17 protein-coding genes and 1 riboswitch are annotated in these 14,695 nt (G+C 46.3%); of the genes, 7 read left to right on the forward strand and 10 right to left on the reverse strand.

Features of this window, described 5'->3' with window-relative positions:
* Positions 1-66 precede the first annotated feature (66 nt).
* The 3 genes from BLT91_RS08520 (at position 67) to BLT91_RS31395 (ending at position 1,529) form a co-directional block, all read left to right on the forward strand.
* Complete coding sequence (locus BLT91_RS08520) at positions 67-906, forward strand: SDR family oxidoreductase (protein WP_090819435.1); 840 nt, start codon at positions 67-69, stop codon at positions 904-906.
* Between the two features lie 54 nt (positions 907-960).
* Positions 961-1,251: a YrdB family protein gene (locus BLT91_RS33835; RefSeq protein WP_368086785.1), complete on the forward strand. Its 291-nt coding sequence runs from the start codon at positions 961-963 to the stop codon at positions 1,249-1,251.
* Positions 1,252-1,367: 116 nt separating this feature from the next.
* The gene (locus BLT91_RS31395) at positions 1,368-1,529 is read left to right on the forward strand and encodes a hypothetical protein (protein WP_175532162.1); all 162 of its coding nucleotides are present in this window, start codon (positions 1,368-1,370) and stop codon (positions 1,527-1,529) included.
* A 144-nt stretch (positions 1,530-1,673) separates the two neighbouring features.
* Here BLT91_RS31395 and BLT91_RS08530 read toward each other — a convergent pair whose 3' ends face one another.
* From BLT91_RS08530 to BLT91_RS08540, 4 genes are all read right to left on the reverse strand, one after another.
* Complete coding sequence (locus BLT91_RS08530; protein ID WP_254776852.1) at positions 1,674-2,585, reverse strand: DMT family transporter; 912 nt, start codon at positions 2,583-2,585, stop codon at positions 1,674-1,676.
* A gap of 184 nt (positions 2,586-2,769) precedes the next feature.
* Positions 2,770-2,918, reverse strand: a riboswitch (FMN riboswitch).
* Between the two features lie 580 nt (positions 2,919-3,498).
* Complete coding sequence (locus BLT91_RS33490; RefSeq protein WP_302847472.1) at positions 3,499-3,630, reverse strand: hypothetical protein; 132 nt, start codon at positions 3,628-3,630, stop codon at positions 3,499-3,501.
* A 63-nt stretch (positions 3,631-3,693) separates the two neighbouring features.
* Complete coding sequence (locus BLT91_RS08535) at positions 3,694-4,599, reverse strand: DMT family transporter (RefSeq protein ID WP_090819441.1); 906 nt, start codon at positions 4,597-4,599, stop codon at positions 3,694-3,696.
* 197 nt (positions 4,600-4,796) lie between these two features.
* Entirely contained in the window at positions 4,797-5,534 is a 738-nt protein-coding gene (locus tag BLT91_RS08540) for a ThuA domain-containing protein (protein ID WP_090819443.1), read from the reverse strand.
* A gap of 209 nt (positions 5,535-5,743) precedes the next feature.
* Between BLT91_RS08540 and BLT91_RS08545 the strand changes: the two genes are divergently transcribed.
* Positions 5,744-6,685 (forward strand): helix-turn-helix domain-containing protein, encoded by a 942-nt coding sequence (locus BLT91_RS08545; RefSeq protein WP_090819445.1) that lies wholly within the window; start codon positions 5,744-5,746, stop codon positions 6,683-6,685.
* A 5-nt stretch (positions 6,686-6,690) separates the two neighbouring features.
* Here the strand turns inward: BLT91_RS08545 and BLT91_RS08550 are convergent, their stop codons facing one another.
* From BLT91_RS08550 to BLT91_RS08565, 4 genes are all read right to left on the reverse strand, one after another.
* Complete coding sequence (locus tag BLT91_RS08550) at positions 6,691-7,509, reverse strand: SPL family radical SAM protein (RefSeq protein ID WP_254776834.1); 819 nt, start codon at positions 7,507-7,509, stop codon at positions 6,691-6,693.
* Positions 7,510-7,532: 23 nt separating this feature from the next.
* Complete coding sequence (locus BLT91_RS08555) at positions 7,533-8,093, reverse strand: methyltransferase domain-containing protein (protein ID WP_090819447.1); 561 nt, start codon at positions 8,091-8,093, stop codon at positions 7,533-7,535.
* 152 nt (positions 8,094-8,245) lie between these two features.
* Positions 8,246-8,794, reverse strand: a complete 549-nt coding sequence (locus BLT91_RS08560; RefSeq protein WP_090819448.1) for a methylated-DNA--[protein]-cysteine S-methyltransferase — start codon at positions 8,792-8,794, stop codon at positions 8,246-8,248.
* A gap of 23 nt (positions 8,795-8,817) precedes the next feature.
* Positions 8,818-9,360 (reverse strand): bifunctional transcriptional activator/DNA repair enzyme AdaA, encoded by a 543-nt coding sequence (locus BLT91_RS08565; protein ID WP_090819450.1) that lies wholly within the window; start codon positions 9,358-9,360, stop codon positions 8,818-8,820.
* Between the two features lie 157 nt (positions 9,361-9,517).
* Between BLT91_RS08565 and BLT91_RS08570 the strand changes: the two genes are divergently transcribed.
* Together BLT91_RS08570 and BLT91_RS08575 are read left to right on the forward strand one after the other, a co-directional pair.
* Positions 9,518-10,468 (forward strand): DNA-3-methyladenine glycosylase family protein, encoded by a 951-nt coding sequence (locus BLT91_RS08570; protein WP_090819452.1) that lies wholly within the window; start codon positions 9,518-9,520, stop codon positions 10,466-10,468.
* A 21-nt stretch (positions 10,469-10,489) separates the two neighbouring features.
* Positions 10,490-11,119: a stalk domain-containing protein gene (locus BLT91_RS08575; RefSeq protein ID WP_090819454.1), complete on the forward strand. Its 630-nt coding sequence runs from the start codon at positions 10,490-10,492 to the stop codon at positions 11,117-11,119.
* Between the two features lie 70 nt (positions 11,120-11,189).
* On the opposite strand, the gene BLT91_RS08580 is transcribed toward BLT91_RS08575, so the two are convergent.
* Together BLT91_RS08580 and BLT91_RS08585 are read right to left on the reverse strand one after the other, a co-directional pair.
* On the reverse strand, positions 11,190-11,996 hold the full coding sequence (locus tag BLT91_RS08580) for a hypothetical protein (protein WP_090819456.1): 807 nt from the start codon (positions 11,994-11,996) through the stop codon (positions 11,190-11,192).
* An 85-nt stretch (positions 11,997-12,081) separates the two neighbouring features.
* Positions 12,082-13,308 carry a multidrug effflux MFS transporter gene (locus BLT91_RS08585; protein WP_090819458.1) on the reverse strand — a complete coding sequence of 409 codons (1,227 nt, stop codon included), beginning with the start codon at positions 13,306-13,308 and terminating at the stop codon, positions 12,082-12,084.
* A 258-nt stretch (positions 13,309-13,566) separates the two neighbouring features.
* Between BLT91_RS08585 and BLT91_RS08590 the strand changes: the two genes are divergently transcribed.
* Positions 13,567-14,244, forward strand: a complete 678-nt coding sequence (locus BLT91_RS08590) for a hypothetical protein (RefSeq protein WP_090819460.1) — start codon at positions 13,567-13,569, stop codon at positions 14,242-14,244.
* Positions 14,245-14,695: the final 451 nt, after the last annotated feature.

A 14,695-nucleotide genomic window follows, 5' to 3' on the forward strand; every position in this document is an offset into this window, starting at 1 on the left:
GTTTCATTGATATATTGTATAGTTAATAAACAGTTTATAACATTAACATTTGGAGTGATAAAATTAATGAGTAAAATTATAGCAATTACCGGCGCTTCATCCGGCATCGGACTGGCGACTGCACTGAAATTTGCAGAGATGGGTTGGACTGTTTACGCAGGAACACGGAATGTGGAGCGAGATCAAGAACAGTACGCCCATCAAGCTAATCTTCATTTTATTAAAATGGAAGTCACTAGCCCTGCATCGATGGAAACCGCTTTTGCCGCTATCGACAAGAACCACGGTCACCTCGACGTTTTGTTCTGTAACGCAGGCTTCGGATTTTTAAGAGCTTTGGGACAAGCAACTATGGAAGAGATTCATCATGTTTTCGATACGAATGTGTATGGGGTTATGCATACGATTCGTGCAGGCTTGCCGCTTCTGCGCAAATCTGATGCCGGGCATCTAGTTGCAACAACAAGCGTTGGCGGCTTGGTCGGTCAACCCCTCAATGAAATTTATTGTGCGGCTAAATTTGCCGTTGAAGGTTTGTTAGAAAGCTTAGCTACTTACTACAAGCCGACGTTCAATATCGATGTCACGTTGCTTGAACCCGGAGCGATCGCAACCAACTTCAACAATATCGTCCTTGGCCATGTTCAAAAAACCGGCGGCATCCTAGAGGATGAATATAAGCCGATCATCACTCAGTATTTGGAAACCTTCGCCAAGCGGAATTCCGTGCCTCAAACATCAGAATCGGTTGCAGAAGTGATGGTGAAGTTAATGGACATGGACCCCAAACCACTCCGTATCCGCACTTCGGAAGCAGCGGAAGCCTTCGTCCAATATAAAGTGAGTCAAGACCCCACTGGTCTGGATGGCATGCTCAACACACGCAAGCTTCATTTGAATATGTAAAAATCAAATCACATACCACTTCGGAACTTAATAAGGTTCTGCAGTGGTATTTTTATTCCGAAAAAAAGGTGGGGATTTCACGTTGGCAAAGGGGTGCTGCTCAAAGGCGTTCTGGGCATTGGCACCCCTTTAATTGCAGTCATCCTTTGGGACATGTTCCTATCTGCAAAAGCTTCAATAACCGTCTCTCAGCCTCTTCGCCTTATCCTAGAGCTCGCTATTTTCGCAGCTGCAATCACTTCCCTTTACGCAGCTGGCAAACATTCTCTCGCTGTTAGTTTTGCACTTCTTTACATCCTTCATCACATTATGCTGTTCTCTGGGTACAATAAATGCACTTTTTGATCCTACACACAATTTCCCATAATGTTACGATAGGATGTCCATAATCTTTCGATACAGTAAAGAAGTAAGGGAAACACATTCCCTTCAATTACATAAATCGAGAGGAGTTTTCTAAAATGAAAACACAATGGAAACGTCGCGCAAGTCAAGCTAGCCTGCTAGCTTTAATGGTAACAATGGCCTTCGGAGCTGTAGGAGGCGCATCTGCTGCTGACTCAAATACCGAGACGAAACCAGGCATCGCCGTATCAACTGCACAGCCCGTTATGGCAACGTAAAATTAGCTGGAGGATTTCCTTCTAAGTACTGTGGGGGGGTATGTGAAGCTTATCCCCCAACCCAATATATATAAATTCTTATATGTAAATAAAAAGCGCCCAGGAATTTTATTCCAAGGCGCTTTTTTAGATTTTCCGAGTTTGTTACAAAGGGACACTCCCCTTATTCTTACTGCGGCTCATTGACCACAGAGTAAACCAAATAAGCAGAAAGCCAACTAGTTGTCCAATGGTCAGTTTCTGTCCAAAAACGACCCAATTCAAGCATACACCTACCGCAGGGAAAGCAAGTTCAGCCAGCGTCGCGAAGAACGCTTTTGTTGAGGACAGCCCCTTATAGTAGAGGAGCATGCTGACCAATCCTGGGAAAAAAGCCTGGAATAGCAGGTTGACCGCAATTAGCATCAGATTGCCGCTAGATCCGCTTACTCGCCAGACATCGCCACTAGCCAAAAGAATAACCGATAGCAAAGGAATTGCCAGAAGGAATCGAAGCGAGGTGACGATCGGGAAATCCAAGTTTTTTTGAAGCAGGAACTTCCCCATAACGGTCGATCCACCCCATAAGACAGCGGCCAGAATCGAGAATAAACAGCTTATCGTACCCAAATCCTGGAGGCCCATCTCAGGCGAAGCAAAGCCGAATGTCAACAGATACGTACCAAGAAGCGCAACCATGATATAAGCAAAAAATTTAGAAGGCAGCGTCTCTTTGAGCATTACACGGGCGAGGATGATAGCAAATAAGGGCTGCAATTTCTGCAAAAGCAAGACCGCGTTTGCACTCCCGTGAGCGAAGGCCGACGTGAACAGTATGGTGGCAATAGCTGACCCACCCCATGATATAAAAAGCAGGGCGCCTATAACCGCTAACGTTAGCTTGCCGGTTACGGTCTTGCGGTACTTAATCAGCACCGGCAGCGCATAAAAGGCCAAGAGCAAATGCTCGATGAACACTATTTGGGCAGAGGTAAAGCTTTTCAACAATAAGATTCGAAAGAGAGGGTCGAGTCCCCAAAGTGTAGCTCCAAGTGCCACATACCAGATCCCGTTGATGCCACTTGTGCGCGATGAAAGCCAACTCGCGCGCTTACTTCCTAGCTTAAATGCGTTTTCCAATTCAAAACCTCCTAGGGATTTTTTGAATTGAACCTCCTGAAAGAGACGATGCCCCCGCTTAGCAATCAACGGGGGCATCGACAAACAGACCTGTTAAAAACCGAGTTTTTAACAAGTTGTCCTTCACCTTCTCCCATCCGGACTATACCGTCGGCCTTGGAATTTCACCAAGTCAGTCCCAGCCCCTAACAGGCTGGGAGTCGCGGGCTTAAGATACATGTACGTATCCTCACCGCCGGTAGGGAATTTCACCCTGCCCCGAAGGTTCATATTCTATTAAAGTGTATATTAACATGTTACAGTTTGACTAGCAATACATTTTTAGGTTCGAAACAGACATTTATTAATTTGATTAAAAACGCAGTTGAGGCGATGCCCGGTGGTGGGGCGATATGAGTTATTGCAAAACAGCTAAATTCAAATCTGATAATGACTCGGGTTATAGATGAAGGATGTGGAATTCTAAAGGCGTTTCTTGATTTATCGAGGGGATGAGTGATCCCCATTTAAAGAACAAGCGTTACTTCATTTTGGAAATCGGAATCTGAAAATACATGATTAAAAAAACAGTTAGGATTGTTGGGTAATATTTCTTCCAATTTCTCCAATCCCCGAAACGCCAAGCTGTAATAAGGCATACAAAGGTAAGTACTAAAGGCATATACGGACCTATTAAAGCCATCACTTTACCCATCGATTAGCTCCATTTCATAAAAACTTTCGCTCACAATAGACATATTATTTACAGAAATTTATGCTGCTTGCCATAATCGCTGGTCCCAGTCTTCCTGTTTTTGCGTTGGAAAGACGCACCTCTATTTTGCTATTCGCTAAATCTGCTGTTATATCGTCAATCCTTCCCGCCCAAGTCGGACCACCCGCTTCGGGTGTTGGATATAGTTGAATCTCCAACTAATCTCATCTTGAATGAAGGCAAAGCCCTCAAAACCATCATAATCTCCACCACCATGATTTGCTTCAATTATGTCCCCTCCTACAATTATTATGATTATTATTCCATCTTTGCTATTTAGTATGAAACGACTTAAGCCGTTTTCCTCCTATGGATCAACTGCTTCAAACTGTCCAAATTGGCACAAACGGTTCCCGCGATAATTGTAATCACTCCTAAAGCCGTAACCCAAGTGATTGTCTCACCATAAAAGATCACTCCGAAGACGAGGGCAATCAACGGCGATATATAGAGCCAGGTTGCCGGAAAGACGGGATTCGTTTTGGCGACTAACCAATAGAAAAGACTGTGTCCTACCATCGAACCGATAACGATTAAGTAAAAAAGAGACCCAACCGCTCTCGTCGTCAACAAGCTCTTGATGTCCACAATTTCTGTAAAAGATGAAAGAATAAGCAGCAGCAAGCCTCCACAAATCATCTGCGCTGCATTAAGAGCAATGGGTGATGCTTGAGGGAATTGCTGAATGACCTTTTTCGAATAGAGGGCGCCCGAGGAATAGAAGAGCTCACCTACCAAAATCGCAACGCTTCCTGCCACCCCCCCTATATTAGCGGATACGGAAAGACGTGGAAGCAGAAGCAAGACGATTCCAGAGAATCCGAGGATGCAACCGAATACAGAGAGTGCCGTCGTCTTCAGCCGCATCACAAAGGTTTGGAGCACGAGAATCATAATCGGTCCTGTAGCCGATAAAACGGCTGCGATACCGGAGGAAACATATTGTTCCGCCCAGTATAAGGTCGAGAATGTACCGAACGTCAGGCCTATTCCCGTAAATAGCATTTCTTTGCGAAATAATAAGGCTAAACTGGCTTTTTTCCTCCACACCATCCACAGGAACAAAATCAGGCCTGCAACAAAAAACCTCAATCCTGCTGAAAAGAAAGGCGGCGCAGAAGCATCTACACCTACCTTAATCGCCAAAAACGTTGTACCAAAAATAAGACATACGAGCAAGTAATTGAAAATAATCATGGCTGTTCCCCCTCTTGATATGTATCATACAAGGTAAGGAATAGAACAGAAGGTTGATAGCAGAACAGATGACCGGGGCTCGATCTATACTAAGGGTATTAAGGAGGAGGGTTTATGAAGAATGCGCAGTCATCGATAACCAATAAAAGCCAGCATCGATTAGAATCGATACCGGCTCCTTTGCCGACGTATTTCTATTAAGCTTTGACCTTCGCTTTAATCTCTTCAAGCGGTTTATGGTTACCGTATTTCGGATACTCACGTGTGGATGGAGCAGCCCAATGAACCGCATTGCTGATGACGCGGCGAATTTGCTCGTTGTAGTATGTGCGGTACGTCTCGTGCCCAGGACGGAAGTAGAAAATCTTCCCGTTCCCGCGGTTGAACGTACAGCCGCTGCGGAAAACTTCGCCGCCTTCGAACCAAGAAACCATGATCAGCTCATCCGGCTGCGGGATATCAAAGTGCTCGCCATACATTTCCTCAGCTTCAAGATCGATATACTCACCGATTCCTTCCACGATTGGATGACCTGGCGCAACAACCCAAAGACGTTCCTTCTCGTCCGCTTCACGCCATTTGAGATCACACGATGTGCCCATCAGTTTCTTAAACACTTTGGAGAAGTGTCCGGAATGCAGCACGATAAGTCCCATGCCTTGCCATACACGCTTTTGAACGCGATCAACAATCTCATCCTGCACTTCGCCATGCGCTTTATGACCCCACCAGATGAGTACATCTGTGTTATTCAAGACTTCTTCGGACAAGCCGTGTTCGGCATCATCTAAAGTGGCATAAGTGACATCGACTGCTCCGCTTAAACCTTCACCAATCGCTGTGTGGATACCATCTGGATATGCTGCGCGTACGATTTCACTTTCTTTTTCATGGCGAAACTCGTTCCAAACCGTAACTCTAAGCTTCTGACTCATCTTCTTTTTCCCTCCAAGATAGCGTATTCATTCATACTTCTGAGTATAGTCACTCCCTCGCCGAAAATAAAGGCAAGATCCTGCCTACTTCTTATTCAATAGTGTCCTTTCGATTCAAACAATGATATACTCACTCTTGATAGACCTTACTTTCAACCACTTTTTACATATTCAAAAATGTCCTTTCCAGTAGCGAGGTATACGCATCCATGGAACCTATACATAGCTCTAACACCAGTACCGAGATTGTCAATGAAGAAGTCATTTATCAGAACCCACTGCTCTTCTTGAAAATATGGGAACTGAACTCTGACTCCCCGCAGTTTGGGCCTCCTACTCCTTGGTGTTGGCATTCGCATATGCAAGTTGAATTTCTTGTGGTCTTAGAAGGTCAACTCGGCATCCAAACGAAGCACGATTATAAGGTGATGACGTCGGGGGATGTCATGGTCTTGGGTTCGTCCCAGCCGCATCGTACGTATAAGTATTCAGCAGATGCCTTGCGACAGATCGTTTTTCAAATTGATCTAAAACAGCACTTTGACATTAGCACCATGCCCTACCTGCACTGCTTCTCGGAGATAACTCATCCACTTGAGCAATTCAATGAGCTATTTCGCGGGAATGAAGCCGTCAAGAAAGCTGCTTACGACCTCATCATGCAGATTTACGAGGAGTCGCAATCCAGGAAAATTGGATACGAGCTGGCCATCAGTGCAGCGATCAAAAATCTCTTACTGTTGCTGCTGCGTAATGACAAACGTGATTTCACAAGTTTTGCTGAGGACTCCGGCATTTCTCGTGTGCGTCCGGCACTAGACTTTATCGACGAGCATCTGGGTGAACGGATTTCGGTTGAAGACATGTGCAGTGTGCTCAACTTGAGCTATCATTACTTTATTAAGTATTTCAAAAAGGTCATGGGGATATCCTTCGTCGATTACGTTAATTACAAGCGGATTAAACAAGCTGAACGCCTCCTTTTGACTGGCGACCTCAGCATAATGGAAGTTAGCTATGAAGTTGGCATACTAAATATGGCCCAGTTCTACAAGCTGTTTAAGCGTCATAATCAATGTTCGCCCAAAGAGTTTAAACAGCGCATGCGCAGTCAATCAGGGTTAACCCCCCTGCTTACGCAAGCGGATTAACTGTCTCAAGGCAGGAAGCCTTGCTGGCTAACAAATACACGCTCCTGCGGAAAATGCCGCCGGAGCTGTTCGCGCACGCGCTCATACGCATCCCGACTGTACCAGTCTGGCAGCTTCAGCGCGTCATAGATGGAGCGCACGCCGATGCGTTCCGTGCGCTTGCCCCCACTGCCATCGCCCATGAAGTAATCGTCGATGCACACCCGATCCACGATGCCTGCCAGCAGCTCGGCGAAATGCTCCGAGCTCGGCAGCGCTGGCGCTATCGTGGCCTGCACCGGAATGCCGCGAGCTGCCAGCTCGCGGAGCGCACCCAGCCGCGCCGGAATCGGCGGCGCGGACGGGGTGAACGCTCGGCGTATATCCTCGCGGTCGGTCTCGACCGTGATGCTGACTCTTACGCGTTCGCCGAGCAGCTCTAGCAAATCCGCATCCCGCGTCACTAGCGGACTGCGGGTCTGAACGAACAAAAAGTCCGGCGGATTCGCGGACATGACCTCTAGGAGCGAACGGGTGATTCGCTCCTTATGCTCGATCGGCTGATACGGGTCTGTAGCCGATGACATGAAGATCGTTACAGGCCCTTTGTTCTTCGCTTTGGCCAGTTCCTTCTCCAGAAGGGCTGCCGCATTTTCTTTTACATCGACCCAACCGCCCCATTCTTCATCTCGGAACAAGGCGACCGGCATCTGCCTCACATAGCAGTAGGAACAGGCGAAGGCACAACCGGTGTAAGGATTTAACGTATGTGAATATCCTTTTAGAAAGCCGCTTGCTTTCGTGAGAAGCTGCTTAGCCGATTTTCGATTCACGTTAACCTGCACAGGCCTGCCTCCTCTTCCCTCATTTACTTCATAGCTTTCCATATCGTCCATCTGTCCTGTTCAAGGATAGGTTGGCGGTCATTCCCCACCTGCTCTTGAATATAAGCAATAAGCTCACTTAGCTGTAAGTCATTTAACTCATGCAGAATGGAGCGGCCAGTTCGATTCAATAAATCATTCGCTAACCCCTCAAATTTTGGATAGACTCTTCTTGTTTCCCAAAATGAATGCTCTTCAATATGTCTAAACCCAATAGCTTCTATAGCCTGTATGACTTTGTGACTCGAATGTCTACGAGATACTTCCGTTTGGATTAGCGTTGGAAACTTTGAGAAAAAGTATCCTCTGATATGCTTAGAATTCCCTTCTAACAGGCAATCTTCAGGTGTCCTGTCTTGAACAATCAGGGAACCTCCCTCCTGCAGCAAACGGTATGCTTCCTTAAAACATGCGTATAAATCATCGATATGATGAATGAGTGCTTTTTCAAAAATAAGATCATATTTCCAGCTCGCTAGCGGTGTTTCCAAGGCATCATGATGAATCTGCTTCTCTCTTTGAATACGTGGAACGATTTTTCTCATCTTGAAAATCGATTGGCATATGATCACCTCGGATAAGTTTCATTGTATGAAATCAAGTTTCATAATATAACATTATTGTAACTTGTTTTTCCATAAAAATCCAATGATAATTATCCCGAGAGCACAAATACTAGAAGCTTCAATCCATGAGATTATAAACCTACTCGTTCCAACACCAGCAGCCTCTCTTTATTCCGGATTCCGCCACGATAGCCGGTTAACGAGCCATCCTTCCCCACAACCCGATGACACGGCACCACGATGAGCACGGGATTAGCGCCAATGGCAGTGCCTACAGCTCTAACTGCGCTAAGTTTATCCAGCTCTTGGGCTACCTGTGAATAACTAAATGTTTCTCCATGTGGAATTTCATTCAGTACACGCCATACTGCCTGTTGAAACGCAGTACCACGAAGATCCAGCGGTAAGGTAAATGTCGTACGTAGTCCTTTCAAGTATTCCTCTATTTGAAGAATATAGGGCTGCAGCGTTTCCGCATCCTCCACCCAGTTATGTCCAGGGAATTGGGTGCGTGCCCATTTCGTTAGTTCAGACCACGCTCCCTCGTCCACACCACAGGCAGGATTCCCCTCATGAAATTGCAAATAGCAGAGTCCCTTATCCGTTGAAGCAATTAAAAAGTTGTTTTCCAGCAAACGAATGACTCCCCAATACAGCGACTTCGTCGATTTGGTTTGCATCTTGGAACCCTCCTCGGTTATGTTTAAGTTGATTTGTTTTGACGGAATTCCGTTGGCGACAAACCGGTCTTTTTCTGAAACAACGTAGCAAAATGTGCCGCATTCGGTATCCCCACTTGAACACCAATCGCATTCACAGGGGCATCCGTCTCTAGAAGTAGCCATTTGGCCGCTTCGATGCGCACTTGTTGTAGATAGGTTAAAGGCGTAACGCCTTTTACACGTTTGAAGGTCCTTTGCAGATGATAACTGCTAGCATAAAATTGCTCCGCCAGGATTGAGAGCGTCAGCGGTTCGGCATATCTCTCCTCGATGTGAGCTGTCATTAGCGCCACCCACTCTTCATCCGGCAGCCTCATCCCGTCTGGCCTGCACCTTTTGCAGGGACGGTAATTTTCCGAAATTGCCGCTTGGCGATCCCCAAAGATTCGGACATTCTCCTTCTTAGGCAGCCTCGATTTGCAGGATGGTCTGCAGAAGATCCCTGTTGTCGTCACCGCATAATAAAACGTGCCATCATAAGCCGCATCATTCGCAACAATTGCTTGCCAAAACCGTTCTTGCATGAACCCCTACTCCTCTCAGCTCACATCTCCCTACAAGCTCAGTATACCCAAACCCGAATGCTCTTGTAAGAGAAAGAAGATGAGAAAGCAAGATTACGAAAGCCAACTTCAGCGATAATAGAGGAAGAAACGATATCCAATAAGAGGAGTACCTAACATGAAGCAGTATCAATCCTTTGACCCTTCCATTTTAAAATGGTGCGAACAAACGAGTTCCCTTACCCTGCCGCTCCCTCAACCTTTTCGATATGAGCAAAATCTCGGTTACCTAACTCGATCAACCAATGAATGCCTATTCCATGTGGATAACTTTGATATTTACAAGCTGATTCAGGTTGGGGATAACCACGTGCTAATCGCTGTTAACAGTGAGTATAATACAGAGCTGCGCATTCAAATAGTCCATAGTATGAACGCTGCCCTTCCCATTTCCGTTCGTGAAGACGTGGCGCGTTATGTGTGGGAATGGTTTGATCTCGGAACGGATCTTACTCCGTTTTACGAGTTGGCTAAGGGCGATCTCCTGTTGAATCAAGTCACACAGGACTTTTATGGGCTTCGCTTGATGGGGATTCCTGATCTATTCGAAGCGATGAGCTGGGGCATTATCGGACAGCAGATCAACCTGACTTTTGCCTATACGCTCAAAAGACGTCTTGTTGAAACCTTCGGTACACAGCTAGAATGGAAAGGGCAGACGTTTTGGGCTTTTCCTACAGCAGAGCGTATTGCCGAGCTGAATCCTGAAGCCTTGACTGCCTTACAATTCACGGGTAAAAAAGCTGAGTATTTGATCGGCGTTGCCAAGTTGATGGCGGAGGGGCAGTTGGCCAAAGAGGAGCTGCTGAGGAGGAACGATTTCGCAGAAATGGAGAAAGAGCTCTTACGTATTCGCGGTATCGGCCCGTGGACGGCCAATTATGTGTTGATGCGCTGCTTGCGGAACGCAGCCGCTTTCCCACTGGCAGACGTTGGCTTACACAACGCGCTCAAGCACGTGCTTAGCTTAGAGCAGAAGCCGACTCTTCCCCATATTCGCCAACTTGCTGAAGGCTGGAAAGGTTGGGAAGCTTACGCCACTTTTTACTTATGGCGTGTTTTGTACTAAACCTTTGGGAGGTATACCGATTTGAAAAAATTCATTCTTGGTTTAGCATGTGGTGTCCTATTGACCGCCTCGACCGCTGTTTATGCTTCTGGTACAATCCAAGCTTACTTGTTTCCCGTTGCCTTTGAAATTAATGGGCATGAAAAGAAATTAGACAGTGAATATACAGCATTGAATTTCAACGGTCATGCTTATGTGCCTGTTCGATTTGTTGCTGAAAGTCTTGGGATGGGTGTCAGGTATATAAATAGTTTAGAATCTGGCAAAGTCATTTCAATTATGGCCGAACCCACGGACGCAGATGAAACTACGAAAAAAGTTTGGAGCATCCAATATCGCCTAAACTTAGGACATGATGAAAAATATGTGAAAGACCTTCTTGGTCAGCCTGCCGTGGAAAGAACAAATGACGATCATCAAGAAGCGGCTTGGCGATATGATATTGCTCCTGCAGCCGGCTATCAGTATGAAGGGCTAACGATTGATATCCATGGCTTGGAACAAGGGAAAATCGGTGCCCAACTTATTGTGTTTTGGAAGGAAGGCAAAGTAAATAAAATCGAACTCTGGTACAAACATACGGCGTCAGGAAAAATAGTCACGCATTATGTACTTCCGGATGGTTCTACTGCCGGAGCCATTTATGAATAAAGAAATCGCCTGAACCAACTAAAAAGGTTGCCCCTTCGGTCTTTTCAGATCGAAAGAGGTAACCTTTATTTTATTGCTGCGGGGTTGGTGTTGGTGTCGCAGTAGTGCTAGGCTTCCCTTTGAACTTAGGCCCGTCATGTTGCGGTTTAGTCGGATGCACGCCACCTTTTCGCTCAACAAAACTTTTCAGCTCGTCGGTTAAACTGTCTTTCAGTTTGGCGATCAGCTGATCTTCTGTGATGCCTTTATCTTGCGCGATTTCAGCAAGTGATTTCCCAGTTTTGCGCTGTGTACTCAACTCTTCATCAGTAATGCCCAGCACTACAGCGATTTTATGCGGATCACCCCATATGCCGCCTGGCTTACTGCCTCCGCGAGGTCCTGGAGCACCCTTGAATTCAATTGCTTTGGGTTTTGCCTCGACGATTTTTTTCAGACGTTCCGCTAGGGAAGACTTGAGTTTGTCGGCCTGTTGTTGCTTTATTTTCCCTGCAGTAAGTGCCTCATCTATTTTCTTCGTCTCGGCTTCCGTTAGTTTATTGAGGAGAGCTTCTTCACTGAGATTAGCTTTGTCCTGAGCAATTTGCACCAAGGTTTTACCTTGCTTGATCTCCTCTTTCAGCACGGATTGCTCAATCCCAAGGATGGATGCGAAATCTAGCGCACCTCCTTTACCGATCTCGAAGCTGCCCTTTGCAGACACGCGACCCTCGGAGCTTTTATGATTTCGATCCTTTAGTGTGTCCTTCTTAGGTGCAGGCGTTGCTGTACCGGTTTCATCAGCGAATACTTGGTTATGCTGAAGCACGAGGCCGCCTCCAATTAGCAAACCTGCTGCCATTGTGCCTACAAGCAATTTTTTGTGAATGAGCTTCATCCTGTAACTCCACCTGGTCTATTTTGCTTCAGTATAAAGGATAATTGTGAAGAAAATTTGAATACCAGCTTCATGTTCGTAAATATTAAAGGGCCGACGCCTTTTTGCGGGTGAGTAAAACAAAGCAAAGGATAGCTCCAATTTCCATCAGAGCTATGATGATGCCTAACGGAACGGCGGTTTGACTGCCGCCAATACCGACTAGCGGAGCAATTGCGCCTCCTATGATAAAAGAAAGCAGCCCCAATAACGCTGCCGCGCTGCCTGCTGATTTCCCTTGATTTTGTAAAGCCAAGGAGGAGGTGGTCACGGAGACCGGTCCCACACTGGAAACGATGAAGAAAAAAGCTGCTAAGATCGCATAAAGTCCTGCCCCGGTAAGTGTAGCAATGAACAGCAACATGCCGCCAAAAGCGGCTAAAGCAAGCCCCCCGGCTAGCAATCGATGACCGCTCACTTTGCCTGCGAGCCTCCCCGTCACTTGCCCGGCAATGATGATACCAAGACCGTTAATCGCGAAGCAAACACTAAACATTTGCGGAGAAACACCAAAAATGTCCTGCAGTACGAACGGCGAACCCGAAATATAGGCGAACATGCCGGCAAAGACGAGTCCTTGCGTTAACGCATAGCCCATAAACATGCGGTCTGTGAGTAGGCCGCGAAATGTTCGCAGCGTATTGGTTAGACCGCCTTTGGAACGACGCTCGGGCGGGTGCGTTTCTTTCAGACCCAGCGTGGCAGCAATCAGCATCAGCACACCGATCAAGCTTAGCATAAGGAATACTCCGCGCCATGAGGTGAACTGCAAAATTTGTCCGCCAATAATGGGAGCGAGAATGGGAGCAACTCCATTGACCAGCATTAAGAGCGCAAAAAACTTCGTTAGCTCCACACCTTCATACATATCGCGAACAATCGCACGGGAAATGACGATACCCGCCGCACCAGCCAAACCTTGAACGAATCGCAGGCCGAGGAATATCCAGATGGATGGTGAGAACATGCAAAGAAGCGAGGAAATTGCATAAATGACGAGTCCGATCAGCAGTGGTATTCGCCTTCCTCGCACATCGCTCACCGACCCTGCAATGAGCTGACCGATCGACATGCCGAGCATGCAGGCTGTTAAACTCATTTGTGCCAGCGAGGTATTGGTATGGAGATCATTCGCCAGATTAGGCAGGGCCGGTAAGTACATATCTAGCGAAAGTGGACCGAATGACGCCAGTGAACCAAGCACGAGTATGATCCATAATCGGCTGACACGGCTTGATGAAAGGCTCGCTTGAGTAGCAATTTGATTTGACATCGCATATCACAAACTTTCATTAGTAGTTTATTTAAGCTAACATTGAGATTTGGTTTTGTCTAGTCGTTCGCTTTTACAAAGTGGGGATATTCATCAAGTCTGCGAAGAGCCGATATAGTCAACTGGCCTGCGAAAACCGACATAGCCAACTTTTCACCTTTCCGCTATAATGAGTGCTAACGCGACGAAGAACGTCCCTATTCATCCTTTCGATGAATTAGGGGCGTTTTTTATTTATACCGAGGAGGAGCTGTAAGTATGAGTTTACATTTTCGCGAGAAGCACCAAGCCTTTATCGAGTCCCATATCTTTCGTAGATCTGGAGAACGCAAGGGAAAACTTGAACGGGGGCATCAGCATGCAGAGGCGCTGTTTTTGGAACAAGTTTGGTTTCCGCTGCAAGGACATTTTGAGCATCTGCATCCTGAATATGAAGTTATCGACTGGAGAGGACGCTCGTATTTTGGGGATTTCGCCTATTTACCCGGTGATGTGAAGTTTATTTGGGAAATCAAAGGCTTCGGTCCCCATGTGCAGGACATGGATCGCAAGCGATACTGCGAGGAGTTAAACCGAGAAATTTTTCTCCAAGCTCTTGGTTTTCGAGTTGTGTCTTTTGCTTACGATGACGTTGCTCATCGTCCCGAGTTATGTATTACTCTACTCCGAATGCTGCTGAGCCGCTACCAGTCTGTTCCCTCTCCTGTGAGCCGAGCTATACTAGCTGAAAAAGAAGTCATCCGACTGCTCCACCAGCTAGCTAGACCGCTGCGCCCTAAAGATGTTGAAGCACATTTTGCGATCAACCATCGGACAGCCGTGCGACTTCTTCAGTCCCTATGCGCAAAAGGATGGCTGCATCCAATCAGCCGCACAGTAGGAGGCAAAATCGTCCAATACGAGCTTGCGCGTGGGGTCATGGAGTATTTGGACTAGCTGATCTGTACAGTGGAAGGCGTTATGATCAAATGCTAGCTCCGAAGCTGAGTAAGGAATATCGTCCAAATTGTGCGTGAGGTGTTTTAGATTACTTGGAGTAGCTGGCTATTTAACTGGTCTCGGAAGTTTGGCGATAGGCTATTAAAATCAGACATGATGTAAAAAGTGCAGTTAATTCCACAAATATCGGTATTTTCAGGAGAGATCATGCAAAAAGTACATTAATTTCGACGCATATTGCCATTTTTGGTTTAAAATGCAGATATTTGATGTACAAAATACATGATTACTACTCAAAATGCTAAATAAACTGTTATTTGATGTACTTTTTACATGTAGTTTGTTGCAGACGTAATATTTGGCTGCCATATCCCCAAGTCGAGGTCAATTATAGAGATTTAGATACTTGTAGTAGCAGGTTATTTACATCTGGCCTCGGGTGACGGGG

The sequence above is a fragment of the Paenibacillus sp. yr247 genome, from assembly GCF_900103825.1.
GTDB lineage: Bacteria > Bacillota > Bacilli > Paenibacillales > NBRC-103111 > Paenibacillus_E.

What these genes read in the sequence shown, in the direction of transcription:
- BLT91_RS08520 (WP_090819435.1), top strand. Translation starts at nt 67, where the DNA reads ATGAGTAAAATTATAGCAATTACCGGCGCTTCATCCGGCATCGGACTG.
- BLT91_RS31395 (WP_175532162.1), top strand. Translation starts at nt 1,368, where the DNA reads ATGAAAACACAATGGAAACGTCGCGCAAGTCAAGCTAGCCTGCTAGCT.
- BLT91_RS08535 (WP_090819441.1), bottom strand. Translation starts at nt 4,599, where the DNA reads ATGATTATTTTCAATTACTTGCTCGTATGTCTTATTTTTGGTACAACG.
- BLT91_RS08540 (WP_090819443.1), bottom strand. Translation starts at nt 5,534, where the DNA reads ATGAGTCAGAAGCTTAGAGTTACGGTTTGGAACGAGTTTCGCCATGAA.
- BLT91_RS08545 (WP_090819445.1), top strand. Translation starts at nt 5,744, where the DNA reads ATGGAACCTATACATAGCTCTAACACCAGTACCGAGATTGTCAATGAA.
- BLT91_RS08555 (WP_090819447.1), bottom strand. Translation starts at nt 8,093, where the DNA reads ATGAGAAAAATCGTTCCACGTATTCAAAGAGAGAAGCAGATTCATCAT.
- BLT91_RS08560 (WP_090819448.1), bottom strand. Translation starts at nt 8,794, where the DNA reads ATGCAAACCAAATCGACGAAGTCGCTGTATTGGGGAGTCATTCGTTTG.
- BLT91_RS08565 (WP_090819450.1), bottom strand. Translation starts at nt 9,360, where the DNA reads ATGCAAGAACGGTTTTGGCAAGCAATTGTTGCGAATGATGCGGCTTAT.
- BLT91_RS08570 (WP_090819452.1), top strand. Translation starts at nt 9,518, where the DNA reads ATGAAGCAGTATCAATCCTTTGACCCTTCCATTTTAAAATGGTGCGAA.
- BLT91_RS08580 (WP_090819456.1), bottom strand. Translation starts at nt 11,996, where the DNA reads ATGAAGCTCATTCACAAAAAATTGCTTGTAGGCACAATGGCAGCAGGT.
- BLT91_RS08585 (WP_090819458.1), bottom strand. Translation starts at nt 13,308, where the DNA reads ATGTCAAATCAAATTGCTACTCAAGCGAGCCTTTCATCAAGCCGTGTC.
- BLT91_RS08590 (WP_090819460.1), top strand. Translation starts at nt 13,567, where the DNA reads ATGAGTTTACATTTTCGCGAGAAGCACCAAGCCTTTATCGAGTCCCAT.